Source organism: uncultured Actinomyces sp. (assembly GCF_963526355.1).
Lineage (GTDB): Bacteria > Actinomycetota > Actinomycetes > Actinomycetales > Actinomycetaceae > Actinomyces.
Genome location: NZ_CAUROW010000011.1, coordinates 39337 through 65185 on the forward strand (window position 1 = coordinate 39337; position 25849 = coordinate 65185).

Genomic DNA, 25849 nt, shown 5'->3' on the forward strand with positions numbered 1-25849 from the left:
ACGGCGACATCACTCTGGAGAAGAAGTATGGATATTCATGTGAGAGCCGAGAATATCGTTAAGACATTCGGCAGCACGCGCGCCCTCAATGGTGTCGATCTCACGGTTCCCAGCGGATCCGTACTGGGCGTACTCGGCCCCAATGGCGCCGGTAAGACAACGCTGATCAGAATCTTGGCAACACTGAGCCGACCAGACTCCGGAACAGTTGACGTAGCTGGGTGCGACGCCCTGAAGGATCCTGTCGCAGTACGAGCCAGGATCGGGCTCACCGGACAGTACGCCTCCGTCGACGAGGAACTGACTGGACGAGAGAATCTGACTCTTATCGGCAGACTGCTAGGGATGAGATCCGCCGCATGTCGAGCCCGGGCCGACGAGCTCCTCGACAGGTTCGGCATGCAGGAGGCCAGTGGACGAGCCGTGAGAACCTACTCAGGGGGAATGCGACGCCGTATCGATCTGGCCGCGAGCCTTGTAGGCAGCCCCGAAGTGCTGTTCCTCGACGAACCAACAACTGGACTCGACCCTCGTAGCCGCGAGGAGCTCTGGTCGGTCGTGCGCGAACTGCGTCGCGAGGGAACAACGGTGTTGCTGACCACCCAGTACTTGGAGGAGGCCGACCAGCTCGCCGACCGGATCACCGTGGTTGACCACGGTGTCGTCGTTGCCGAGGGGACTCCGCAGGAGCTCAAGCGTGACACCGGCACGCAGACCCTCGTCGTCAAACCGAGCGATCCGGGTCATGTCAACCAGACGATGCAGATCCTGCGCGACGCGCACGGGACCGAACCGGTCCTGTCCGCTGATGGAGTCACCGTCACGGTACTGACCGATGACCCGCTGATGCTGTCGATGGTTGTCAGCCGCTTAGCGACCGCCGGCATCGCGGCCGACGAGATCTCCCTCCGGCTTCCCAGCCTCGATGACGCCTTCTTCGCACTGACTGGAATCACATCACCTGATTCCTTATCCGAATCTCGTTCCGCCACAACCAATATCGAGAGTGCTTCCGCATGATTCAGCAGCAAGATAAATTCGCGGCCAGTACAGACGCAGCATCACCGGACCGGCGGCGTCGTATGAATCGACCCCAGCGCCCACCTTTGTCCAAAGGGCCACTTTCGGCATTTACGGAGAGCTTCGTTCTCGCCGGACGGAATCTTCGTTACGTACTTCGGACCCCAATGACATTGATTGACACAGTGATTCAACCCATCCTTTTCCTCGTCGTCTTCGTGTTTCTCTTCGGAGGGGCGATAGCCGGAGGGTGGCGGGCCTATCTTCAACTGATCGTGCCTGGATTGATGGTACAGATTATGATGTACGCCTCGATGGGTACCGGCACTGCACTAAGCACCGACATCAGTAAGGGAGTTTTCGACCGATTTCGCAGCCTCCCAATCAGCCGCTCCGCCCCCTTGGTTGGTGCGGTTCTAGGCGATGTGGTACGTTACGTTGTCGCCCTCGCAGTACTCCTTGGCCTCGCGTTCGCGCTTGGATTCCGAATTGACACAGATCCACTGTCCGCACTGCTGGCATGCGTGCTAGCGATTATCTTTGGAATCACTCTTTGTTGGCTGTCCGTGCTCGTAGGCATGATCGTCTCAAGTCCGCAGGCGGTGCCAGGAATAGCCACCGCAGTCATCCTCCCTCTTACCTTCGGTTCCAATATTTTTGCCGACCCGTCCACAATGCCGGGCTGGCTCGAAGCGTGGACCAAGGTCAATCCTGTCACATACTTTGTGGACACTGTCAGGGCACTCATGCTTGGTGGCGAAGTCGTGCATCCTCTGTCGATCAGTCTCGCCGCAGTCCTCGTACTTCACCTGGTACTGCTCCCGCTGGCAGTGCGTGCTTACCTGCACAGAGTACGTTGATGGACCGTCGCACTCGGAGGTAGGTCACGGGAGCGGGGCAGGCCGTGAGAGGTATTCGCAGGCATGTCGGCCATCTGCGCACACCCAGCTCGAGCCTGTTTCAGTGGTCGGGCACCGCCGGATGATCAAGACGGAGACCCGCACTCAGCATCTGCTGGAAGGAGTGCCACCGAGCCTTGCTCCCACCATCCCGTCCTCAACCACAACGAACCACCCCGCACCGCTCTGCGGCTCTCAGAGCGGGCGGACCACTGCGCGCGACCGGCATGCTCACGCCGCAACCCACTCGGGCCCCCTGTAACGCAGCCCTGAATGCTTGCGACCCGCTCGAGGAGCTTAAACGTCGCATAGCGGCTGGCCGACGCGGGGCACATCGAATAGGGGATGATCGCTTCTACCCGGAAATTCGACTGAGAAGCAGTTCAACCACCATCACCGGGAGCACCACTCGGTGCATCAACCAGGTCAGGTGCGTCGTCGAACAAGTAGAAGTCAGCACCGTGGCATGGGCTGCCCTCCGGAGGGACTGGCACCTCGATGAAATATTCCTACGAACCATCACATCCACCCTCAGGACATGCGTAGACGTTTCCGCCCCTCTAATAATATTTAATAAATCAAATTCATTACATCAATCCACATCCACTCTCCAAGAAACTCTTCCACAACCTTCAGCACCTCCATGATAGGCTGCGTATCATGCTGAGCGAGCACCGTTCACCTACTGATGCACCTCAGGGTGACCGGCAGCGGTTACCTCACGGACTCTCTTCTCCTCCTCTCGAATATCGCGAGGGGATGGCTCGTGCACTCACGGCGAAGGGGCTCTGTGCCACTGACGCTCCTCAGCGACTGCTCCTGCCTGAACGATGGTGCAGACCTTCCCAGTCTCCTCCGGCACGTCTGACGGCACTCCGGGGTGCAGCGACCGGCGTCCCGGAACCCGCTGCGCTGCGGCACCCGGTCCTGACTCAAACGTGACCCGGGATCGCCGTCCCACCGAGGAACAGGAGCTGCACGACGTCACACGTGTGAGGGTTCTTGGCCCAGTTCACGTGCTTGATACGGAGGGGGCTCCGGTTCCGTTGTCGGGCTCCCGCACGGTTGCGCTGATCGCCCGACTAGCGCTCACAGCAGGAGCCTGTGTACCCGCGGAGGTACTCCTTGACGATATCTGGGAGGGGCGGTTTCCCGAGGGAGGTGTTGCGACACTACGCAGGCTCGCCTCGCGGACCCGCACACGTCTCACAGAGCACCACCTGGACATCGGCCCCATCCCCGACGGCGGTGGTTACCAACTCATGCTCGAACCGGAGCAGGTTGACGCGCTCCGGTTCGAGCGTCTTGCGGAGGAAGGTGCTCACCTTTTGCGGGAGAACCTACCGACACGGGCGTACGACACGCTGACCCAAGCGCTGTCGCTGTGGGTGGGAACGCCACTTTCCGGGGTTGAGTCGGAGTTCGCCCTGCGTGAGGCCGCGCGTCTGGAGGAGCTGCACCTGCAGGTTCAGGAGGACCGTCTGCTCACGGTGTCCGCCCTTGAGGGCCCTGATGCGGCGGTGAACGGCCTTCAGTCCCTTGCACACTCGTTCCCGCTGCGTGAACGCACCCACTCTTTGCTCATGAGAGCGTTGCACGACTCGGGCCAGCGCGGCGCCGCCCTCGCCGTCTACGACAAGCTGCGCCACTCACTCGCGGAAGAACTCGGTGTGGCTCCCGATCAGCGGATCACCACGCTGCGAACGGAGATCCTACGTGACGACCAGGCCGCACCGTCAGGCTGGAGAAGCCCGTACCTCACGCAGGCAGTGGGCAGGGACCGTGAGATGGGCCAGATCCGGGAGTGTTTTGAGCGCACCCGCCTGGTTACCCTGACCGGCACCGGCGGCGTCGGGAAAACACGCCTGGCCGCCGAGTACGCAGTACGCATCACCGAGGGCCCCCCGGGGCACGATCCCACACGGCGCGTCTGCTTCGTCGAACTTGCCGCCCTGCAGCATGGGGATAGCCTCATCGAGGCCGTGAGCGCCTCCCTCAGTACCCATGACGCGTTCCTGTCGTCGCGTTCAAACACCCATGTCGCCCGCATCACCTCAGCATTGTCCAGTACACCGACGTTACTGATCCTCGACAACTGCGAGCACATAATCGAGCCGGCCGCCGTCCTGGCTGCCAAGATACTTGCAGCCTGCCCTCATCTACAGATACTGGCCACCAGTCGGGAACCCCTCATGACACCGGGTGAGGCAGTGCTCAGGGTGCAGCCGCTTCCACTGACCGATGGGGACGAGGACGGCGGCGCAGTCGAGCTCTTCGCGCAGCTCGCAGGTCTGTCGGACCTGGACTTCCGTCTTCACAAGGGCAACCGCGCCCTCGTGAAGGACATCTGCCGACGTCTCGATGGGCTCCCACTCGCAATCGAACTGGCAGCCGCTCGCGCCGGCTCAATGGGGCTTGAGGGTATTGCCAACCATCTGGATGAGACATTCCAACTCCTGTCGTCGACTCGGCGCACCGGTTCATCTCGCCACCGTAGTCTCAACGCGGTTCTGGACTGGACATGGAATCTGCTCAGTCCTGAGGAACGGGTGCTCGCACGGAGGGTCGCCTGGCTTCCCGCTGGCGCGAGCTCACAGACCGCGAGGCACGTCTGCGCGAGCCACGGCCTTGCCGAGGAGGAGATCCCATTCCTGCTCTCATCCCTCGCGGACCGGTCCTTGCTCACAGCATCGACCTCGGCCGGGGCTCCATCCGACTATCGACTGCTCGATACCACACGGAGATACCTACTGCGCCGCCTCGACGAGGCGGGCGAGACAAGCCTCACGGCGCGGTCTGCTGCGGAATTCTTCCAGGCAAAGATCCAAAACGCCTTCCAAGGCCTGTTACACAGTCACCAAACCGAGTCGCTCACCTGGTTGGACACCGAGCACGACAACATCGTGGAGGTCATGCGCCATCTGGACCGGGCAGAGGACCTGGTGCCATTCGTGCTCCCAATGTCGTGGTACTGGATCATCCGAGGCCGTGTCGACGAGATGTCGCGGTGGCTGCGCGAGCTCATGTCGGCACGAGACACGTTGCCAAGTGACATCGTCGCCATCCTCGATCTCATCGCGTCGCTGTGCCCAGGCGAGAAGCCTTCGACCGAGCCTCCTCCGTGGTCGGCCATCAACGCGGATATGCTCGGCATATTCCCACCCCTGGTCATGATCGCGAGTAAGTTCGCCCTACTCGCCGACGACACCGCCACAGTCGCCTGGCTGGTCGACATGACTCAGGACCACGAGACCGCGTGGGTCAGGGCCGCCGGTCACGCGGTCCGCTCCCTCGCGGCGGAGCGGTTGGGAGACACGGAGTCGGCCGAGGAGCACGCACAGGTGGCGGCGAACGAGTTCGACAGAATCGGTGAGCGCTGGAGCGCCAGCCACATGGTCACCCTGATCGCGGGACACCGCTCACGTCGCGGCGACCTGGAGGGCGCCATCGACGCCTTGCGCGACGCCGTCGCGATGGAGGGGCACTCGGGAGTCGTCACCTCCTCGGCCCAGGTCGAGTTGGGCAGGCTCCTGGTGCGAGCCGGTCGGACTGAGGAAGGCCGACACGAGTTGTTGCGTACCCTTGGGCCCGCCCGCAACACCTCGACCGAGTATCAGATCCTCGCCTTCGTAGGACTGATGGACGCCGCTTTGAACGCCGGAGACACTCACGCTGCGGAGAAATGGCTGGATAAGGCCCGCGAGGTGATGACTCGGCCGGTCGTCGATCCAGGCTATCTGAAGGCCGAACTGGAACTCGCCATGGCACGGCTGTATCTGCGACGCGGCCAGACCAAGCTTGCCGAGGAGGCCACCCACCATGCGGCCACCGCGGTTGATGGCATCGGGGATCCCGCCCTCACAGCCGAGGTCGTCGAGATGACCGCTTCTGTTCTCGATGCGGTCAGGACATCACAGGCGGGCATCACTGGTCCCGGTCCACGCGCGGTCGAGGAGTAGACCGCACGCGTCTGGACCGGAGCCGACCTACGTCCCATCCTTGTCCAGTCGTTGTCCATAACCTCTTGCTATGTTGTATGCGTCACGAGCATCACCTTCGTTGAGGAGACTGCCTTGATGATGCGATCGTCCCGTTCACACGATTCTCACACCTCCTCCCCCACCGCGGCGCTGGAACTCATAAAGACCACCAAGATCTACCCATCTCCGGGTGGGGACGTGCACGCGCTGCGGGGCATCAGTCTGCGGCTCGAACCAGGCACCTTCACCGCTGTCATGGGGCCGTCCGGATCAGGAAAGAGCACCTTCCTCCACTGCGCCTCGGGGCTGGACACCCCCACCTCAGGGCAGGTCATGATCGGCGGTCATGATCTCTCGGGCTACTCCGAGCGCCGTCTTACGCTCTTCCGCCGCGAGCACGTGGGATTCATCTTTCAGGCGTATAACCTCATCCCCACGCTCACGGTCCAGGACAACATCACCCTGCCGCTGCGTCTGAGCGGAAAGCCCGTCGACCATCAGTGGGCGCAAGAGGTGATCGGCCAGGTCGGCATGGCCGACCTGCTGCAACGACGTCCGAGCGAGCTCTCCGGCGGGCAGCAGCAACGCGTGGCCATCGCCCGCGCGCTCATCGGACGCCCCGATCTGCTCATGGCGGACGAGCCCACCGGCGCTCTGGATCTGACGACCGGAACACAGGTCCTGGAGCTTCTGACCATCGTGACGTCACGCATGGGGCAGACAGTGGTGATGGTGACGCACGACGCCCGCGCGGCGGCCTATGCCGACGAGGTCCTCTTCCTGGCCGACGGGCAGGTGGGGGGCAGACTGTCAGGCGCTTCGGTCGAGACCATCGCGACCCGGATGACCCACCTGGGGGATAAGTCGTGATCTCGCTCGCACTCTCAACCGTACGTGGCAGGATATCCGCGTTCACAGGCGCCCTCATCGCGCTGCTGTGCTCGGCAATCCTTGTGTCGGCAGCGGCATATCTCGCTGAGTCGGGTCTCCGGTCAACAACACAGGCTCAACGTTACGCCAACGTTGACGCCGTCGTCGTCGGGGACCAGACCATGCGGATCCCCGGCAGCGACATGCTGTCGAGCGTCCGGCTGCCCGAGACCGTGCGAGTTCCTCAGACGGTCGTCGAACAGGTCGAGGCGCTCCCGGAGGTCGGCTCAGCAGTGGTGGACGACCGGGTCACCATGCGGGTGACGGGCAAGGCCGCCGGAGCATCAGCAAGTAGCGACGGCATCGAGGCACGCCGGTGGTCCACGGCGTCCCTGGGAGGTTTCCATGTCACCGAGGGCAGAGAACCACAGGCCGACCATGAGCTAGCGCTGACCACTGACGAGGCACGTAGTCGTCACCTCGCCCTGGGGGACGTGATCACTGCGTCAGTCAACGGAGTTCCCCAGGACTACAGCATCGTCGGGCTGGTCGCGATCGACGCCGCCCAGGATGTTCCCACGGCATTCCTCACCGAAGCGCAGATGGACTCACTGCTAGAGGACTCCTCCACTCACGACGCCCTTCTGCTGAGCGCGGCGGACGGCGTGAGCGTCACTCAGATGGAGACCGCGGTCTCAGGCATGCTGTCTGATGGCTTCGTCGTCGGCACGGGCCAGCGAGTGGCGGATGCCGAGCACCGGGAGGTGGCGGAAGGCCAGTCATTGCTCCTTCTTCTCGCCACCTCGTTCGGCGGCATGGCCGTCCTGATCTCCTTCTTCGTCATCGCCTCCACGATGGGCCTGGTGCTTGGCAGCCGCCGGCGCGAGTTCGCCACCTTCCGTACACTCGGCGCCACGCCGTGGCAGTTGATCTCCATGGTTTTCACCGAGGTGAGTCTTCTGAGCCTGGTGGCGGGCGCCATTGGCGCACCCCTGGGCATCTGGGTCGCGTCCTTGCTGCGGAGCGCTTTCGTGGCGATGGGGGTCGTGCCATCGTCCCTCCAACTGGTGGTGACACCGTGGGCTGGTGCTGCCGCCGTTGCACTCATCGTGCTCTGCGCCCTGGCCGCCTCATGGGCAGTCACCTACGGGGCTGCGTTCATGAGCCCGGTCTCCGCGTTACAGGACGCGGCTCCGAGCAGGCGCCCAGTGGGCGGCTGGCGTCCAGTGGCAGCAGGGGTCACGCTGATCCTGGGAGCCATGACCACGACCGTTCCCCTGTTCCTGCACGACGACATCGGAGCAGCAGGCACCAGTAGCGCCGCCCTCGTACTGGTCGTCGCGGTTGCCATGGCCGGTCCTTACCTCCTCGGGCCAATGGTGCGCGTCATCTCGGCACCCATACGACGCATGGGTGCCAGCGGGTTCTTGGCGGCCGAGTCCTCACGCGCCGATGTTCGCCGTATGGGAGCAGTGGTCACCCCTCTGGTCCTGGCCGTGGGCTTCACCCTGGCGATGGTCTACAGCCAAGCGACCCTTGCCAGAGCCGTCTCAACGCAGGTGGAACGCGGCGTGGTGGCGGACGTGGTCGTCGTCGGCTCCGGCGGCGACCCGATCGACTCCCAGGTGTCCTCAGCGGTCCAGAACGCACCCGAGACCGACAGCGTTGTGGGTGTCAGCGACAGCAAGATCTTCGTGCCCGTCACCCTCCTCGAAGACGTCGAGGTCGCCGAGCTCAGTACCTCCATCCTCTCCGGCCAAGACGTCGACAAGGTGCTCGACCCGGATGTGGTGGAGGGATCGTTGTCGGACCTGAAGGGTGAGACCATTGCCCTCGACCGTTCGACCAGCACGACGCTGCGTCGAGGGGTCGGGGACGTCGTCGAGGCCAGGCTCGGCGACGGCACATCCGCACAGTTTCGGGTCGTCGCCTTGTACGAGCGTGGGCTCGGCCTCGGGCAGGCACTACTGCCGCAAAGCGCGGCCCAGGGACACGTGTCCCCACCGACGCGTCTCCTCGCCTCGGCCGCTGAAGGCCTCTCACAGGAGGATGCGGCCACGGGGGTGAGCGCGTCCCTCGCGAGCTACCCCGCGATGACGACGACGGACAGTTCAGGATTCGCCGCATCAGCGCGAGCCGAGGCGACAATGGCCGCTTGGGTGAATCTCCTCGGTCTGCTGGTGATCATGGGCTACCTCATCATCGCAGTCGTCAACAGCCTGGTAGTCGCCACTCATGTGAGGCGCCGCGAGATCGCACTGCTGCGGTTGGTCGGAGTGACGCGGGCACAGCTCCTACGCGCCATGCGCTGGGAGGTTCTCATGACGATCGTGTGCGCCGTGCTGCTCGGCACAGTCGTCGGAGGTCTGCCCCTGGTCGTCCAATCCATCGGTTTCCTCGGATCGGTCATCCCAGCGGGCTCACCACTCATCTACGTCGCCATTGTCGTTGGTGCCGTTCTGGTCAGTGTGCCCTCGGTCATGCTGCCGGTCAGACTGGTGCTGCGGAGAAATCCCGTCAGCCTGATCGGGCAGAGAGAATGACGACTATTCACCTGTCACCTCTGACGAGTGCTCAGTGACTGCAGTCCCGGCTGACGTGCTGCAGGGCCGCGCCCCTGCCACTGGAGCGGTCCTGCTCCAGGTCGGCGCACCAGTCCTGTGCCAGCCCCCGATGGGTACGACCAGGGAACTTGCAAGGATACCGTCGACGCAGTTCCACCGTCCCGCGTACCAAGCGCGTTCCACCCCGGGGGTCCTCACGATGACGCCGAAGGCACCCTCCGGGTCGATCGTGACATCGGCGTCCTCGAAACCGAGCCACACCCCCTCTCTGGGAAACCACGCCTTGTACATGCTCTCCTTGATGGAGAAGAGCAGGCAGTCGAAGTGCACCCCCGGGTGCTGAGCGGACAGAAGGGCACACCTGCGGGCCTCCTCGGGCGACGCCACCAGCCTCAGTACATCGTCGGAGAGTGGAGCATTGGGCTCGGCGTCGATGCCGATCGCGTCTACAGCTGCGTCCAGCGCCACCGCCACCGCCCGGTAACCGGCGCAATGGGTCATGGAGCCGACCACGCCCTGGGGCCAGGCCGGTTCACCGCGCGGGCCCGGGACCTGGACCGGGCGCGCATACCCGAGAGCACCCAGCGCCCGTTCGGCGCAGTACCGCACCGTAGTGAACTCTGCGCGCCGCTTGCGCACAGCCCGGGCGATATAGTCCCGCTCGGCCGGGTATAGGTGCCCCTGGATGTCGGATCCGGTCTCAACCACCACCACCGACGACGGCACGATCGAGCTCAGCAGCCGCAGCACCGCTCCCATCAGGTCTCCACCAGGTTAATGACGGGTTCGTCGGTCTCCGCGTCGTTCATCGTGCGGGTACCGAGTCTCTCGGCGCTCACTTCCAGATGGCACGCGCAGCCATCCGCAACGGTCAGCAGTTCGAGCAACGAGGCCGCCCTACGGGGACGATGAGCGCGCCAGCCACACCCATGGCACTCGGTCGGCTCCCCTATGCGCATTCGGTACGCTCGGCCGGGCGCAGAAAGGCGCCGAGGAGCGCCCGCGGCCCCAGAGCACCGGCAATGACACGTACAACCGCCCCGCTCCCCGAGCATACGGTCAGGATGACACACAACGACATGTCTCCATGATGGTCACTTCCCCACCCTATCCGATGAGGTGCTCCCCCACCGCTCAGCCGCTCCGCTCTGTGCATCTTCTGACGTGTCGCTGAGCGCCGAAGGGGCTTCCCCCCTTGTCAGTACGACGGACCGGACCGCAGCCCGGCACCCGGGCACCGCGGCAGCACCAGAGCCGGCGGGCAGTCGTCATGATCAAAGACCGCCCCGAACCACGGTCTGCTCGCGCGTGATCCTGCAACCTCAAGCGCGCACCGTGAAGTACGGTCTCGTGGGCCCAGAGGGCTAGGCGCTCCTCTTCGGATACGACAACGGGCACCGGGGTAGCAACGACCGTCATCCGGCGAGGAAACCACCCATGAGCCGGGCGATCGAGTAGACCGGGACTCCTACCGACAGGATCGGCACGAGCGCGGAGGCCACTGCCGCCCGCCCACCGGGCACCCACCGGTGGGTCCACAGGACCCGGTTGCCGGCCGCCATGAGTACCCCGGCCACGAAACCGACGATGACACAGGCAACGGCGCTTTGCAGTGCCGTCGTCGTGCTGATGTGGGACAGCCCGAAGAAGCCGGCCGCGGCCAGCACGTAGCCGGCGCCGCCGGCGAGCAGCGCCGGGAGCGTGACGGTGAGCGCCTCCAGTATCCGTGCACGCACGTTGAGAACGGTCAAGATGGCACCAACGAACAGCGCCAAGCAGGTGGGCACGACGACGGCGGGGTCGGCCAGCCCCGGCTCCAGAGCGCACCAGGCCGAGCCGGAGACCACCACGAGGCAGCCCGCGACCGTTGAGGACAGGTCCTCCACAAGGTCGTGCCGGCCGTCGCGCCGCAGCATCTGGCCGACGAAAGCCACCAGGATCGAGAAGGCCATGACCAGGCCTGCCATCCCCATGTCGTCACGGAGGTGGACACTGGCTGCGGCGGACAGTCCACTGATCGTCATGACGATGGTGGCCCCGAGATCGTGCCGGGCACGCACGAGCGCGGGCCAGCCCTGGGCGGCGACCGGAACCAGGACGATCATGAGGATCATCCTCACCCAACCGGGCAGGACCGAGCCGACCGCCAGCAGTAGCGGTACCAGCCCCGCGAAGGCCAGCCGGGTCCAGGCCGGGTCCACCAGGCCCGGATCCTTAGGCCGATTGGAGGCCCGGCGGGTGGCATAGCCGAGATCCTCGGCGATGTCGAGGGTGTCCTGCGAATCTGCCGAACGGGCCGAAGCCGGGGTGTCGGGAGAGTCGGCCGAGTCACCAGAGCCGGCCGAACGGGCTGAGCGCGCCGAGCCGGCCGACCGTGTGGAGCCACCGGAGTCGCCCCCGCCGATGACGCCGGCCCAGTCCATTGGGCCACGAACGTCCACGGCCGTCGTCGGCACGACCGCATCACTGGGATCAACGTGAGAGTGGCCGACGGCCCCGCGGGTGCGCGCGGCCGGCTGGGCTCGTCGGTGGTCGGTAGTCACAGCACGCATCGTCGCACACCCGGGCGGCGGGTGACCTCCGGCTCCGACGTCTTCCTATCCGGTCAGTTCTCACTCTGAGGATCTCACCTTTGGCTGGGTGTGGTTGACTTACCCCCGACAGAATCGCCGTTGCTCAGTATCGTCTGCACCGGTGAGACCGGTCGAGAGCCCCGGAAAGGAGCAGCCATGCGGATCATCATGTTCACTCATGACAACGATGCCACCGACGTTCTTCCCGCGGCCTCCTTCCTCGACTCCCAGGTGGAATGCCTTCCCCCGATCCCGGCCTCCTACGTGGAGGTGGACAACGCCGACGTCGTCATGATCGATGCGCGTGGGGACCTGACTCGGGCTCGAGCCCTGTGCCAGCTTTTCACCGGCCCCATGGATTGCCCGCCCATCATCCTCATCCTGGAGGAGGGCGGAGCCGCGGCGGTCCAGATCGACTGGGGAGCCGCCGACTTCGTCATGTCCAACGCCGAGCCCGCAGAGTTGTCGGCCCGGCTGCGGCTGTTGCGCGCCCACGTCCCGGTGGTGTCCGAGGCCGACGACGACCGCATCGACATCGGTGACCTCGTCATCGACGTCACCGCTTACACGGCCCGTCTGCGCGGGGCGATCCTGGACCTGACCTACAAGGAGTTCGAGTTGCTGAGGTTCCTGGCCGCCAATCAGGGACGGGTATTGACCCGCGACGCGCTCCTCCACCAGGTATGGGGCGAGGACTACATCGGCGGCTCTCGCACGGTGGATGTCCATATTCGCCGGCTGCGAGCCAAGCTCGGCACCGAGCACGACCATCTCATTGGCACGGTCCGCAATGTCGGCTACCGGTTGGACGCCCCCGAGGAGACCTGACAGCACTGGCCTCGGAGAAGACCGGGAGCAGGACGGGTCAGGGGCCAGGTCTCAGGCGGATGAGGGGCACCCGACCCTTGGACGGAGACCGGCGCGACCGACATGGAGCGGACCTGTACACTTCTTGGCGACGTCGGGTCGTGACGGGCCCCGGGCTCCAACTCAAGCCGCCGCGAGCGGCATTCGCGCCGACTGGCGCTCTCCGGCCCGACGTCCTCACCTCCTCCTTGCCCCACCCTCGACGCCGAGCCGGGCATCTCTCGCGTGACCGGGCGGAAAACGGTAGGGCTACGCCAAACGCGACCGGCTCGGCGAGAAGGCCGGGAGGGCTCAGCCGAAGCGGCCGGAGATGTAGTCCTCAGTGGCCTGCTGGCTGGGTGCGGAGAAGATCTTGTCGGTGGAGTCGTACTCGACGAGGTGGCCCGGCTTGCCGGTGGCCTCCAGGTTGAAGAAGCCGGTCATGTCGCTCACGCGTGAGGCCTGCTGCATGTTGTGAGTGACGATGACGATCGTGTAGTCCGTCTTGAGCTCGGAGATGAGGTCCTCGATGGCGAGCGTGGAGATGGGGTCCAGGGCGGAGCAGGGCTCGTCCATGAGCAGGACGGCGGGCTTGACCGCAATGGCTCGGGCGATGCACAGGCGCTGCTGCTGGCCGCCGGACAGGCCCAGTCCGGGACGGTCCAGGCGTTCCTTGACCTCGTCCCACAGGTTGGCCCCGCGCAGGGAGGCCTCCACCAGATCGTCGGCGTCGGACTTCTTGATGCGGCGGTTGTTGAGGCGCACCCCGGCCAGGACGTTCTCGGCGATGGACATGGTGGGGAACGGGTTGGGCCGCTGGAAGACCATGCCGATGGCTCGGCGCACCTGGACGGCGTCGACGCCGGGTCCGTAGAGGTTGACGCCGTCAACGATGACCTGGCCCTCGACGCGGGCGCCGGGGATGGTCTCGTGCATGCGGTTGAGGGTGCGCAGGAAGGTGGACTTCCCACAGCCGGAGGGGCCGATGAGGGCGGTGACGGACTTGGGCTCGATGACGACGTTGACGTCCTTCACGGCCAGGAAGTCGCCGTAGTAGATGTTCTCGCCGATGACGTCGATGCGCTTGGACACGTCGGTTCCTTTACCTGAGGTGAACGGTGGTGGGCTCTGGTGGCGCTGCGGGCTCGGTGGGCCCGGCGACTCCGGCGGGGCTCAACGCCTACCGCCCTTGGGGCTGAAGTACGTGGAGATGAGGCGGGCCGCGAGGTTGAGCAGCATGACCAGGATGATGAGAGTCAGCGCCCCGGCCCAGGCCCGCTCCATGGCGGCGGCCTCCCCGCGGGAGTACTGGTCGTAGACGAGTACCGGCAGGGTGGACATGGAACCGTCCAGCGGGTTGGTGTTGGTGCGGATCGTCAGACCCACGGTGATGAGCAGCGGGGCGGTCTCGCCGATGACGCGGGCGATGGCGATCATGACGGAGGTGGTGATGCCGGCCACCGCGGTGCGCAGCACGACCTTGACGATGGTGAGCCACTTGGGCACGCCCAGCGCGTAGGAGGCCTCACGCAGGTGGGAGGGGACGAGCTTGAGCATCTCCTCCACGCCGCGGATGACCACCGGCGTCATGAGGACGCTCAGGGCGACGGCCCCGATGATGCCGGCCTGGTAGCGGGGGCCGGCCGCGAGGAGGAAGATCGAGTAGGCGAACAGCCCGGCCACGATCGAGGGAATACCGGTCATGACGTCGACGAGGAAGGTGATGGCCCGGGCGATCCAGCCGCCGTTGTACTCCACGAGGAAGACGGCGGTGAACAGCCCCAGGGGTACTGAGATGAGGGTGGCGATCCCGGTGATCTGGAGGGTGCCGACGATACCGTGGTAGAAGCCGCCGTTGGAGGCGTCGGCGCCACGCATGTTCGTGGTCAGGAAGTCGTAGCCGAAGCGGGCCGAGCCGCCGGACAGGACCATCCACACCAGGGAGACCAGCGGCACCATGACGATGGCGAAGGACAGGTAGATGAGGAGGGTCACCAGGGTGTTGCGGCCCCAGCGATCGCCCTCGCGCACCCAGGAGACGGCCGTGGCACCCACCACCCACACCAGGGCGGTCAGGGTGACGACGGCGGCGATGCTCCATCCGGCCAGCAGGCCGATCCCGCCAACGACGACGAACGCGGCTCCCAGCGCCGCCCAGATGAACCAGTCGGGCAGGCGGTATGAGGTCAGGGGCACGCCCTCGATGGAGGGCGGGTCGGCCAGAGGGTCGACGGGAGCGGCCGGGGCCTCGGCGGCCGCGAGCGCTGCCTTGAGGGACGTGGGCGCGGGGGCGCCGGAAGCGCCAGCGGAACCGGCGGCCGAGTCGGGGTGGGAGGCCGCGCCGTCGGAAGCGGCCTTGGCGGTGGGCTCGGGCGTGTTCGTGGGCGTCATGTCAGCTGGCTCCTGAGAACTCGGAGCGGCGTGCGATGATCCACCGCGCCAGGGAGTTGACCGCGAAGGTGATGATGAACAGGACCAGGCCGGTGGCGATGAGCACGTTGACGCTCAGCCCGTAGGCCTCGCGGAACTGCGAGGCGATGTTGGCGGCGATGGTCTGGTGCTGGCCGGCCTGGAGGACACGGAGGTTCAGCCCCATGCCGGGCGAGAGGATCATGAGGACGGCCATGGTCTCACCCAGAGCGCGCCCAAGCCCCAGCATGGAGGCGGAGATGATGCCGGAGCGGCCGAAGGGCAGGACGGCCTGACGGATCATCTCGTAGCGAGTGGCGCCCAGGGCCAGGGAGGCCTCCTCCTGAAGCGTCGGCGTCTGGAGGAAGATCTCGCGGATGGTGGCGGTGATGATCGGCAGGATCATGACGGCCAGGACCAGCGAGGCGGTGGTGATGTTCTTGGCCGGGGCCGTGTAGTCGGCGAACAGCGGGATGAAGCCGAGGGTGTCGCTCAGCCAGGTGTTGATGGGGTCGAGCAGGGGCACCAGCCACAGGAAGCCCCACAGGCCGACGACCACCGAGGGGATCGCTGCCAGCAGGTCCACCATGTAGCCCAAGGCCTGGGCCAGACGCCGCGGGGCGAAGTGGGAGATGAACAAGGCCACCCCAATGCTCAGCGGCACCGCGACGCCCAGGGCGATGGTCGAGGACAGCAGCGTGCCGAAGACGAGTGGGGCCACGTAGCCCCACAGGCTGCTCTCGCGCATGAAGGAGACCGACTCCAGCGTCTCGCGCGAGGCCGTCAAGGCAGGCAGGGCCTCCCGGATGAGAAAGGCGGCCACGAGGGCGAGCACCACCATGATGAGGGTGCCGGCCCCGAAGGACAGTCCGGTGAAGATCCGGTTGCCGGTCTGCCCGGGGGCCTTCCCGGGCTGGATGGCGACGTCGTCGGCGCTGCTGGGCGCGGTCGTGGCACCGGGCGGTGGGGCCGACGACGACGGTGCGGTGGTGCTGGCCACGGCTGACCCTCCTCGGGGTGTCTGGGGCGGCGGCTGGGTGGGTGGATGCTGGCTGGACATGTGCGGTTCGGTGCGGCGTCGTGGCGGTTGGCCGGCCGGCTCAGGCGCCGATCCTGTCGATGGCGGCGTTGATCGTCTCGCGCATCTGGCGGGTGATGAGGGCGCAGCCGGTGGCCTTGGACGAGGCGTCCTGCCCCTTGGTGGAGGCAGCGAAGCGCAGGTACGCCTTGACGACGGCGGCGACCTGGGCGTCGGTGTAGCTCAGGCGGGCGGCGAGGTAGGAGACCAGGACAATGGGGTAGGCGCCGTCGGCGTCGTAACTGGGCGTGTAGAGCAGGCGGGTCTCGTCGGCCTCGGCGCCCAGGGTGGCGGCGTCGAGGGCGGTGGCCGCGGCGTCGGCGGAGACGGGCACGTAGGCCCCGTTGCTGCCGACGGCAACGGTTCCCAGGGTGGCGGGGACCTTGGAGGCGTCGGCGTAGCCGATGGTGCCAGTGGCCGCGGAGACGGTCTGGATCATGCCGGCCGTGCCGTCGCCGGACTGGCCGCCGCGCAGCGGCCAGGTCTCCTCGGGCTCGTGGGCCCACACCTCGGGGGCGACGGTGGCCAGGTAGGTGGTCAGAGCCTTGGTGGTGCCGGAGTCGTCGGAACGGCCGACGACGATGATCCGCTGATTCGGCAGGGCGGCACCGGGATTGAGGGCCGTCAAGGCGGGGTCGTTCCAACGGGTGATGGCGCCGGAGAGGACCTTGGCGAGGACCTCGCCGGTCATCTTGACGTGAGACTCCCCGGTGAAGCCGGGTAGGTTGTAGGCCACGGCGATCGGGGAGATGTAGAGGGGCAGTTCGACGACGCCGCCGATCCTGCTGATCTCGTCAGTGGTCATGGGGGTGTCGGTTCCGGCGAAGTCGACGGCGCCCTCGACGAGCTTGGTGCGTCCGGCCCCGGAGCCACCGCCGGCGTAGTCGACGGTGGCGCGCAGGTTGGCGCCCATGAAGGCGTTCATCCAGGCGTCCTGTGCGTCGGACTGGGAGGTGGCGCCCGCGCCGCGGATCTGCCCCACCAGGTCGCTGGAGGCGTTGGGGTCGGCAGCACCGGCGTCGCGCCCGCAGGCGGTCAGCACGGTCAGGGCGGCCGCGCTCAGGGCGCTCAGGACGCCGCGACGGGTCAGGAGCACAGGCTCTCCTCGCTCAGTCAGAAGGGGTCGAAGGGGTTCAGTCGGATACCGGGTGATTGTCAGGCAGCGGTCACGATAGGCGCCCCGGATGAAGGTTCCGGGTGACCGGGGTAAACGGTTGGTAAACACCCTCTGTGAGGAGCGTCACCATTTGATACGGTGCGTGATAGGCGGCAACTCACGAAAAGGGATATCAGCATGGCGCACGACAAAAGCCTCACTATCTCTTCGCGCACGGCGTTCTTCTGTGCGCTCACAGCGCTCAATGTCGCAATCATCAGCTTCTACGTGCTGTGGAGCATTGCTGACAGCATTACGGTCAACCGTGCCGAGGAGCATGGTTTCGACCCCAATCAGTTACTGCCCCACGCCATTCCGCTCTGGTTCGCCGCGCACGCCTCGCTGCTCGGCCTCCTGGCCCTTGACGTTCTCGTCTTCATGGCATGGCGCAGGCCCCGCTCGCAAGCGGAGTGACCACGGCATGCCCCTGGGCATCGGTCAGCGGCCCTCGGACAGGACGGGGCGCTGCTTCTCGATGGCGACGGCGCGGATCCTGCCACGAGGGCGGCGGGCCATGTGGACCACGAGGATCTCCCCGGTCTTGAGCCAGGGGTCCCTATCAGGCACGGAGCGCAGGAGCTTGCCGGGGGCGTACTGGGAGACGACCTCCATGATGGTGGGCAGAACGGGCCGGTGAGTGCACAGCGCCGTCGGCTCCTCGCGCACGCTCAGGACCTTCTTGACCACGGAGCGCACGCCCTTGGGGTTCTTCGCGTGGGCCATCTCGGTCAGGGCACCGGCCTTCTCCAGCGTGAGGCCTGAGGCCTTGGCATAGGGGGCGACCGTGTCCATGCAGCGTTTCCAGGGGCTGGTGATGACGCGCCCCGCCCCGTAGGCGGACAGGATCGGGACGAGGGCACGGGCCCGGGTCTCGCCCTGGTCGTGGGTCAGGGGGCGGGTGGCCTCGTCGGTCTCCTTGTCCCGCTCCTTGGGACGATCCCACACCGAGCGCTTGACGGCTCGGCCGTGGCGTACGAGGACCAGGGTCCAGGTGTCGAGCTTGCCGTCCTCCCACAGGTCGACGAGCTCGCCGAGCAGGTCGCGGTCGTAGGAATAGGTCATGCGCTTGCGGGCCTGCCCCACGCGAAGCCACTCGACGGCGTCGATCTCCTTGGTGGAGGCGGGCGTGACAGCGGCGCGGGCGGCGACGGCGGCCGAGGAGTCGGGGGCGACGCGGGCGGCCCAGTAGTGGACCTCCTTGCGGGAGCCGTCGGCGATCTTGTAGCGCACGCGGCTGAGGGGCTGGCCCAGGATCACCTGGACGCCGGTCTCCTCGGCGACCTCACGTACCGCGCAGGTACGCACGGACTCGCAGGGATCGACCTTGCCCTTGGGGATGGACCAGTCGTCGTAGCGGGGGCGGTGGACCAGGAGCACCTCGAGGTGCTTGCCTCTTTCTCGCCACACGAGGGCGCCGGCGGCCTTCACGGTCTCGCGCGAGCTGTTCTTCCTGCTGGACGGACTCATGGCACTGCCGTCTCAGTGCCGACCCTTGACGCGCGAGCGCGCCCGGGCCATGAGGCTGTCCTGGATGTCCTCGAGGCGGTTGCCCTGCGCGTCAACGAGGTGACGCTCCCAGGAGCCGTCGGTTTGAAGGTGCCAGGAGGCGACGTCGTCGGAGGCGCAGTGGGTCACCAGCCACTCGAGGTCCTCGACCATGGCGGGGTCGGTGATGCGCACCAGGGCCTCGACGCGGCGGTCGAGGTTGCGGTGCATGAGGTCGGCCGAGCCGATGAACAGCTCGGTCTGGCCGCCGCCGGCGAAGGCGTAGATGCGCGAGTGCTCCAGGAAGCGCCCCAGGATCGAGCGCACGCGGATGTTCTCGCTGAGGCCCTCGACGCCAGCGCGCAGGCCGCAGATGCCGCGCACGACGATGTCGACCTTCACTCCGGCCCGCGAGGCGCGGTAGAGGGCGTCGATGACGGTCTCGTCGACGATGGAGTTGACCTTGATGCGGATCCAGGCGGGCAGGCCGGCCCGGTGGTTGGCGATCTCCTGCTCGATGCGCTCAACGAGTCCATCACGCAGGCTGCGGGGCGCCACGAGCAGGCGGCGGAAGCGGGCGCGCGGGGCGTAGCCGGAGAGCTGGTTGAACAGGGTGGTCAGGTCCTGGGCGACATCGCGGTCGCAGGTCAGCAGGCCCAGATCCTCGTAGCCACGGGCGGTCTTGGGGTGGTAGTTGCCGGTGCCGACGTGGCAGTAACGGCGCAGGCCGTCGGACTCCTGGCGCACGACGAGCAGCAGCTTGCAGTGCGTCTTGAGGCCGACCATTCCGTAGACGACGTGGACGCCGGCGCGCTCGAGCTTTCGAGCCCAGGAGATGTTGGCCTCCTCATCGAAACGGGCCTTGATCTCCACGATGGCAACGACCTGCTTACCGGCCTCGGCGGCCTCGATGAGGGCGTCCACGATCGGGGAGTCGCCGGAGGTGCGGTAGAGGGTCTGCTTGATGGCCAGGACCTTGGGGTCTGCGGCCGCCTGAGCCACGAACTCCTGGACGGAGGTGGAGAAGGAGTCGTAGGGGTGGTGCAGGAGGACGTCGTGCTCACGCATGGCGGCGAAGACGTCCGGCGCCGAGGAGGACTCGTAGGCGGCCAGGCCCGCGGCCGTCACCGGCACGAAGCGCGGGTACTTCAGATCGGGGATGTCCAGGTCGTGGAGCTGGTTGAGGCAGGTCAGGTCCAGGGGCGCGGGGAGCTCGAAGACGTCGTCGGCCTTGAGCCCCAGGGCGCGCACCAGGTAGCGGCGGGTGAAGGAGGAGATGGTGTTCTCCACCTCCAGGCGCACGCAGTCGCCGAAACGGCGCCGCTCGAGCTCCTTCTCCATGGCCTTGAGGAGGTTCTCGGCGTCGTCCTCCTCAACCTCGAGGTCCTCGTTGCGGGTGACCCGGAAGAGATGGCGCTCCAGGATGTCCATACCTGGGAAGAGGTGGTCGAGGTGCTGGCCGATGACGACCTCGAGGGGAATGACGGCGCAGCCGGCGGCCTTGTCCGCGGCGTCGAGCTCGCGGCCGGGGACCTGGACCAGGCGCGGCAGGGAGTCGGGTACCTTGACGCGGGCGAAGTGCTCCTTGCCGCTGCGCGGGTTTCGCAGGATGACGGCGAGGTTGAGGGACAGGCCCGAGATGTAGGGGAAGGGATGGGAGGGGTCGACCGCCAGCGGAGTGAGGACCGGATAGATCTGGTGGCGGAAGTAGCGGGTCAGGCGCTCCTGCTGGTCGGAATTGAGCTCGTCCCAGCCCAGGACGTTCACGTTGTGCTCGGCCAGGGCGGGGCGGATGTCCTCCTGGAAGAGGCTGGCCTGGCGGGCGGTGAGCTCCTTGGCGCGGCAGGTGACCTGGGCCAAGACCTGATTGGCGTCCAGACCGGAGGCGCGCACCGGGGTGATGCCGGCCTTGATACGGCGCATAAGCCCGGCGACGCGCACCATGTAGAACTCATCCAGGTTGGAGGAGAAGATCGCCAGGAACCAGGCGCGCTCCAGCAGGGGCAGGGTGCGGTCCTCAGCCTGCTCCAGGACGCGCTCGTTGAAGTCCAGCCAGGTCAGCTCCCGGTCGATGAAGCGGTTGGGGAAGGACTTCAGGGGCGGCAGGAGGTCCTCGGGGTCGACCTGGGCGGAGTCGGCGGAGGCGGCTGAGACCGCACTGGCCGAGCTCAGCGAAGAGACTGAGGATGCGGCACTGCCGGGGCTGACGGCGTGGCCTGAGCTGGCGGCGCTGCCGGGTACGGCCGTGCTTCGTTCCCCCAGCGTCGCGGTCGACGGCGTCGCCAGAGTCTCGGCCCCGGCAGGTACGGACCGCGAGCCGGCGGTGGTGGCACCAGAGGGGGCTATGGCGGGAGTCGCGGTGCCGACGGGACCGGGGGCCGGGACGGTCTCACCGTCGACGATCTCGTCGAAGTCCTCGTCCTCGTACTGGGGGCCGGAGTCGTCGGCGAAGTCACGCGGGTCGGCGACCTCGATGACATGCTCCTCCTCGACGCCCTCGGAGTCGTCGGGCTGCTCGAGGCGTCCGGCGGCGTTGTGCCCCTCGGGGCTCTCATTGTCGGTGAGCGATCCGCCGGGAGAGGCCGGGACACCAGCAGACTCACCCTGGCTCTCGGCCTCCTCGACGTCGTCGGACACCTGCTCGGGCTCCTGGGGGCTCGGGTGACGCATCCACCCGCCCAGGAAGCGGGAGAGCGGCGTGGGGGCGGAGTGGTGCGCGTCGTTGGTCATAGCCACATGGTCCCACGTCCGGGCGGCCTTGTGGGGCGGTGGTCCGCTCCTGTTCGGCGAATACGCGCGGCGCAGTGCTCATGATCTCGCCGATGGTTCCGGTCGTGTCCAAATCTGCCGCAAAGGAGCCGGCACACTGTTCATGCCTCCAACGGAACCGCGGAATCATGGGGTTTCATTTCACTCCCCTCAGTACGCCCACGTCCTTTGCGGCAGATTTGGACATCCCGCGCTCGGATAGCCCTCACACAAGGTCCTCTCAGTCGAGGAGGCCTGCGGCCGCGCGGCGGGCGGAGTCGGTGAGCTCGTCGGCGGTGGCCAGGAGGGCGGAGTCTCGGCGGGTGACGCGATCGGCGAGCTCGTCGGTGTCGTCCTCGATCCACGCGGGGCTGGAACCTGCCGCCAGAGCGCGCAGGAATCCGGCGGTGGCGCTCAGCAGTGGGGCGATCTCAGTGACGGACGCCTCGACGTCGCCGGCCAGAAGGGCATCGAGACGCTCACGCAGCCCAGCGGGTGCGGGTACGGGACGCGCCTCGCCAAGGGCGGCCTCGAGGCGGGCGGTGGCGGCATCGTCGGCCTCGGTGAGGTCGACGACGGTGGCGTAGCGGCGGGCGACGAGCTCGGGGTCGCGGCGGATCCATTCCCGCACGAGGAACAGGCGCCACAGGGCGCCAGGCAGGGTGGTGGCGGGGGAGTCGGCCCACAGCTCAGCGATGTCGTCGACGCCGTTGGCGGCGACCGCGGCGACGACGCCGGAGCGGGTGATGGGGTCGTCGCCGACCTCGGTGCCGGGGAAGCCCCCGATGAGCGCCTGCGCGGCCCGGTGGGCGAGCTCGGAGGCGACGGCGGTGTCGGCGCTGCCCTCGAGCTGTTCAGCGGTCTCGGGGTCGAGCCGGGCGGGGCGGTGGAACTGACGGGCCATGGAGACTCCTCACGCGGTGCGGGCGCGCCGCCGACGGCGACGCACGGGGCCATTGTCTCGCGACTGGGGAGACTTCTCCCCAACGGTTCACGTGCAGCCGACGACGGAGGCGACCCGTCAGCAACGACGGGACTGCCGGGGCCGGCAGACCGCTCGAACCGGCACGCACCAGCGAGAACATGGGCAACGCTGGCCGGCGGCGCGGCGAGTTCGACACGATGGTCGGTTGTCCGGCTATGCTTGCCCCTGCCGACGGCGTCTGCGACTCCGATTCCGGTCGTCGGCACGCCCCCTTAGCTCAGTTGGTCAGAGCTGCGGACTTTTAATCCGAAGGTCGTGGGTTCGAGCCCCACAGGGGGTACCGCCGCTTTCGCGACAGCCCCTACCTTCAGAAGGTCGCGGGTCACCAGCTCCTTTCACTTGCCATCCCACTCGGCCGGGGCACAGCATGACGAGGCAGGAACAGGACCGAAGGTCTTCACACCAGCTCCGCCACAGTTCCTGAAATCACCCGCGCCTTGCGCAAGACACGCTGAACGGCGCAGTCGACAGAGGACCGCACCTTCTCTCTACGATGAATTCACTCACCACGCCACAGCCATAACACAAGAGATCAAGCTAAGCGATATGACAGACCTTTCAATCAAGATAACCTTGAACGGGCAGGCCCTGACACGGGAGTGGATCGAGTCCAAGGAACTGGAGCGCACTCACCACGTCGTGCAAGAAATGGCGGACCTAGGGGCGGAGTTCACCTATAAGGGCCAACCGATCTCACCAGAGGACCTGCTGGCACTGCCGTTTGAGTCCGCAAAAGAAGCACTGATCGAAACCAAGCTGACACTCGGGAAGGACAGTATCCTCAGGCTTTACGAATCAAAGCTGGTCGAGTCGGATGAGATGTGGCGCACAATTGTGGCAAACACCGTGAAGGGACGGAACCTGCAGCCCGCCTACGTTGAGGTGGATGTGGACGGTCTAACCCTGGGGGACTTCCTGGCCTTCAACCAGTCCCTGAACAAGATGACCGATCCGGCACTGCCATTCAAGATCCACCCTGAGCACTTCGTGTTTGCCGGCGTCCATGGTGGGCAGGAAGTCATGGAGATGGTCGGCCAGTACGGCGAGCCCACTTACCAGAAGCTCTTCATCCACCCCGGAGCAGAAAAGCCGACGGCACTAGATGACGACACGAAAATGGCGATGGCAGGCGACGGCGTTCTCATGTCAGACCAGACGGTCGACATGAAGATGTATGGCATGCACCAGTTCAAGATGAAGAAAGGCGGCCTGCGCATCAAGCTCGGAGTTTTCTTCCCTGAGACGGCGCCGGAGGAGATGATTCTGGGGCATCAAGAACACTTGGCCGTCGAATTCTACAACTCCCTCACTTTCGCCCACCGGACAAAATCCTTCAAGGGGAGGGTACTGAACACGATCCTCAAGTTCAAGAAGTTCGACTGACTCGGTTGACGATCATCCCCAGATAGCCGGATGCGAGCACAGATCACGCGACCACAGCGGCATATCCGGGGCATATCCGGGTCTCACGGCCGAGCCTCACGTTTCACAGGCTGCTCCGAAGACTCACCGTCCGCCCTCCGAGGAAGCCTCGTCTTATTTTCCGTCCGCGGCAGCGTCGAGCACGCGCCCGACGTAGCGGCCGAATGTCTCGGCGATGCTGCCGTGGTCGTCGTCGGGCCAATCGCTCCAGGTGCGGCGGAAGCCCGCCGCACGGTAGTAGTCCAGGCTGTTGCGGGCACGCCCAATGCCGTCGAACTCGTCGGGATTGTGATCGGGTACATCACGCGTTCCGGTCACCCAGTTCAGCGAGAGTCGCTCTTCAGCGACGTCGGAGAAAGTCGTCCGCTCCTCGGGCGCATCACCACCCCCGAAGAGGATGAAACCCCCGTTCACCATGTGCTCGGCATACGCGGGGAAGAACCACTGACTGATGAACTCCGAGCCGCCGGAGTAACCCACGAGCCACAATTGATCCAGATTGGCTCCGCACTCGACCGACACATAGTCGAGAACCTCCTCCAGGTAGCGGACTTTCGCGTCCTGGCCGTCCAGCCACCAGGCGTCATCATCGCCGGGCGCGCGCACCGAGACGACGTCGTACCCGCGGGCACCAGCAGCCTCGACGACTCCTCCGACGCCGGTCAGACCGCCACGTCCCCTCTCACCCTGGCCGCCCTGATCGTGGAACGGCTGTCCGTCGCCGTCGAGGTAGGTGACCAGGCCGACCGGCGCATCGATGGCCGCGTAAAAGATGCAGCTGGAGGTCTCGTCGTCGGAGTCGGTGTAGGAGAACGAGATAGGGGCCGACAGATCACCCGACGTCGGACGAAGGCTCGGGGAGGCTCCGGGCCTTCGTGACCGAGAGCTGGAGGGCGCAGTCGATTGGCTCGCCCCGCGGAGAGTGCATCCGCCCAGAAGCAGGCCCGCCATCGCTCCAGTCAGAGCGCGTCGCGAAAGGTGCACCGACATCATCTCCACTCGCTTTTCCCGGTCGCCGTCAGCCGCTCGACCGTAGCACCGGTACCCCGCTCCTGCACGGCCAGGAGCCCGGTGGAGGATCTCCCAGGCCTACTTCCGACCGGTGACGGCCAGGTAGATGGAGATCGCGATCATGGCCGCAACGATCGACAGTCCCCACCTGATCCAGTCAATACCCGGCGTCACAGCGACGCCGAAGAAGCCGGCCACGATCCTACCGACGACGGCACCGACCATCCCCAGCACGATGGTCCACAGCAGCGAGATGTTCTGTTTCCCCCTCAGGAGCAGCAGGGCCAGACCACCGACAATGGCTCCGGGGACGATCATTCCAGCGAGCGCAAGGATGTTGAACACGAGGTATCTCCTTCGGATTGGGTGGCATGTCGATGATCACAGCGATCATTGTTTCAGGATAGCGAGCGATCCTCCTGCCCTTCACGACGACGGTGGAGAGCTTCCCTGAGCCGGTCACCACACCTTCCTCCGTCATGGGTACCTGCCCCGGCTCGGTTCGATTCCCGGTCACTCCCGTCAGCCCCGCCCCTCTGTATCAGCCCTGCCTGCCAGAAGGGCGCCCGTGCCGGGACTGAACCGATCGCGAGGCGCCGCCCCGTTGAGAGCCACTTCTGCTCCCGCTGCGTCCACCGCGGCCTGCATGACTGCCCTGCCTGGTACCACCTTCCTTACCGGCGGATCGGCCGGCGCCCCGCCCGCCACGTCGCTTGGCCCCATGTCCGCGCCCGCCACGGGCGGGCTCGACATGGCCGGGTTCACCGCGACCGTGGCCGTGCCCCGGCCGCCCGGTGGAGGCC

20 protein-coding genes and 1 tRNA gene are annotated in these 25849 nt (G+C 66.2%); 9 read left to right on the top strand and 12 right to left on the bottom strand.

What is annotated here, in order from left to right:
- The first annotated feature begins 27 nt into the window (after positions 1-27).
- From RWR81_RS04520 to RWR81_RS04540, 5 genes are all read left to right on the top strand, one after another.
- The gene (locus RWR81_RS04520) at positions 28-1020 is read left to right on the top strand and encodes an ATP-binding cassette domain-containing protein (RefSeq protein WP_314455053.1); all 993 of its coding nucleotides are present in this window, start codon (positions 28-30) and stop codon (positions 1018-1020) included.
- A 62-nt stretch (positions 1021-1082) separates the two neighbouring features.
- Positions 1083-1880, top strand: a complete 798-nt coding sequence (locus tag RWR81_RS04525; protein ID WP_314455106.1) for an ABC transporter permease — start codon at positions 1083-1085, stop codon at positions 1878-1880.
- Positions 1881-3181: 1301 nt separating this feature from the next.
- Entirely contained in the window at positions 3182-5878 is a 2697-nt protein-coding gene (locus RWR81_RS04530) for a BTAD domain-containing putative transcriptional regulator (protein ID WP_314455057.1), read from the top strand.
- Between the two features lie 117 nt (positions 5879-5995).
- Positions 5996-6769 (top strand): ABC transporter ATP-binding protein, encoded by a 774-nt coding sequence (locus RWR81_RS04535; protein WP_314455060.1) that lies wholly within the window; start codon positions 5996-5998, stop codon positions 6767-6769.
- Entirely contained in the window at positions 6766-9312 is a 2547-nt protein-coding gene (locus RWR81_RS04540) for an FtsX-like permease family protein (protein ID WP_314455063.1), read from the top strand. Before RWR81_RS04535 ends, RWR81_RS04540 begins: the two co-directional genes overlap by 4 nt.
- Before the next feature lie 3 nt (positions 9313-9315).
- Here the strand turns inward: RWR81_RS04540 and RWR81_RS04545 are convergent, their stop codons facing one another.
- From RWR81_RS04545 to RWR81_RS04555, 3 genes are all read right to left on the bottom strand, one after another.
- Entirely contained in the window at positions 9316-10092 is a 777-nt protein-coding gene (locus RWR81_RS04545) for a 4'-phosphopantetheinyl transferase superfamily protein (protein WP_314455066.1), read from the bottom strand.
- On the bottom strand, positions 10092-10220 hold the full coding sequence (locus tag RWR81_RS04550) for a hypothetical protein (RefSeq protein ID WP_314455068.1): 129 nt from the start codon (positions 10218-10220) through the stop codon (positions 10092-10094). The genes RWR81_RS04545 and RWR81_RS04550 overlap by 1 nt, the downstream gene beginning before the upstream one ends.
- Before the next feature lie 528 nt (positions 10221-10748).
- A complete protein-coding gene (locus tag RWR81_RS04555) occupies positions 10749-11885 on the bottom strand; it encodes a hypothetical protein (protein ID WP_314455071.1) in 1137 nt (378 codons plus the stop codon).
- Positions 11886-12062: 177 nt separating this feature from the next.
- Here RWR81_RS04555 and RWR81_RS04560 point away from each other — a divergent pair, with 177 nt between their 5' ends.
- Complete coding sequence (locus RWR81_RS04560) at positions 12063-12734, top strand: response regulator transcription factor (protein WP_314455074.1); 672 nt, start codon at positions 12063-12065, stop codon at positions 12732-12734.
- 330 nt (positions 12735-13064) lie between these two features.
- Here RWR81_RS04560 and pstB read toward each other — a convergent pair whose 3' ends face one another.
- From pstB to pstS, 4 genes are all read right to left on the bottom strand, one after another.
- Complete coding sequence (gene pstB / locus RWR81_RS04565; protein ID WP_314455077.1) at positions 13065-13844, bottom strand: phosphate ABC transporter ATP-binding protein PstB; 780 nt, start codon at positions 13842-13844, stop codon at positions 13065-13067.
- 81 nt (positions 13845-13925) lie between these two features.
- On the bottom strand, positions 13926-15143 hold the full coding sequence (gene pstA / locus RWR81_RS04570; protein ID WP_314455080.1) for a phosphate ABC transporter permease PstA: 1218 nt from the start codon (positions 15141-15143) through the stop codon (positions 13926-13928).
- Position 15144: 1 nt separating this feature from the next.
- Positions 15145-16161: a phosphate ABC transporter permease subunit PstC gene (pstC, locus tag RWR81_RS04575; protein ID WP_314455083.1), complete on the bottom strand. Its 1017-nt coding sequence runs from the start codon at positions 16159-16161 to the stop codon at positions 15145-15147.
- Between the two features lie 100 nt (positions 16162-16261).
- The gene (gene pstS, locus RWR81_RS04580; RefSeq protein ID WP_314455086.1) at positions 16262-17335 is read right to left on the bottom strand and encodes a phosphate ABC transporter substrate-binding protein PstS; all 1074 of its coding nucleotides are present in this window, start codon (positions 17333-17335) and stop codon (positions 16262-16264) included.
- Positions 17336-17533: 198 nt separating this feature from the next.
- Here pstS and RWR81_RS04585 point away from each other — a divergent pair, with 198 nt between their 5' ends.
- A complete protein-coding gene (locus RWR81_RS04585; RefSeq protein ID WP_314455088.1) occupies positions 17534-17809 on the top strand; it encodes a cell surface protein in 276 nt (91 codons plus the stop codon).
- Positions 17810-17833: 24 nt separating this feature from the next.
- Here RWR81_RS04585 and RWR81_RS04590 read toward each other — a convergent pair whose 3' ends face one another.
- The 3 genes from RWR81_RS04590 to RWR81_RS04600 form a co-directional block, all read right to left on the bottom strand.
- Positions 17834-18862 (bottom strand): NUDIX hydrolase, encoded by a 1029-nt coding sequence (locus RWR81_RS04590; protein WP_314455091.1) that lies wholly within the window; start codon positions 18860-18862, stop codon positions 17834-17836.
- A 12-nt stretch (positions 18863-18874) separates the two neighbouring features.
- Complete coding sequence (locus RWR81_RS04595; protein ID WP_314455094.1) at positions 18875-21610, bottom strand: RNA degradosome polyphosphate kinase; 2736 nt, start codon at positions 21608-21610, stop codon at positions 18875-18877.
- 259 nt (positions 21611-21869) lie between these two features.
- The gene (locus tag RWR81_RS04600) at positions 21870-22532 is read right to left on the bottom strand and encodes a hypothetical protein (RefSeq protein WP_314455097.1); all 663 of its coding nucleotides are present in this window, start codon (positions 22530-22532) and stop codon (positions 21870-21872) included.
- Positions 22533-22819: 287 nt separating this feature from the next.
- On the opposite strand from RWR81_RS04600, the gene RWR81_RS04605 reads away from it, so the two are divergent.
- A tRNA-Lys gene (locus RWR81_RS04605) sits at positions 22820-22893 on the top strand.
- A gap of 266 nt (positions 22894-23159) precedes the next feature.
- Positions 23160-23996, top strand: coding sequence for a hypothetical protein (locus tag RWR81_RS04610; protein WP_314455100.1), 837 nt, complete (start codon positions 23160-23162; stop codon positions 23994-23996).
- 153 nt (positions 23997-24149) lie between these two features.
- Here the strand turns inward: RWR81_RS04610 and RWR81_RS04615 are convergent, their stop codons facing one another.
- Both RWR81_RS04615 and RWR81_RS04620 read right to left on the bottom strand, forming a co-directional pair.
- Entirely contained in the window at positions 24150-24986 is an 837-nt protein-coding gene (locus RWR81_RS04615) for a hypothetical protein (protein ID WP_314455103.1), read from the bottom strand.
- A 138-nt stretch (positions 24987-25124) separates the two neighbouring features.
- Complete coding sequence (locus tag RWR81_RS04620; RefSeq protein ID WP_314455109.1) at positions 25125-25382, bottom strand: GlsB/YeaQ/YmgE family stress response membrane protein; 258 nt, start codon at positions 25380-25382, stop codon at positions 25125-25127.
- Positions 25383-25849 lie beyond the last annotated feature (467 nt).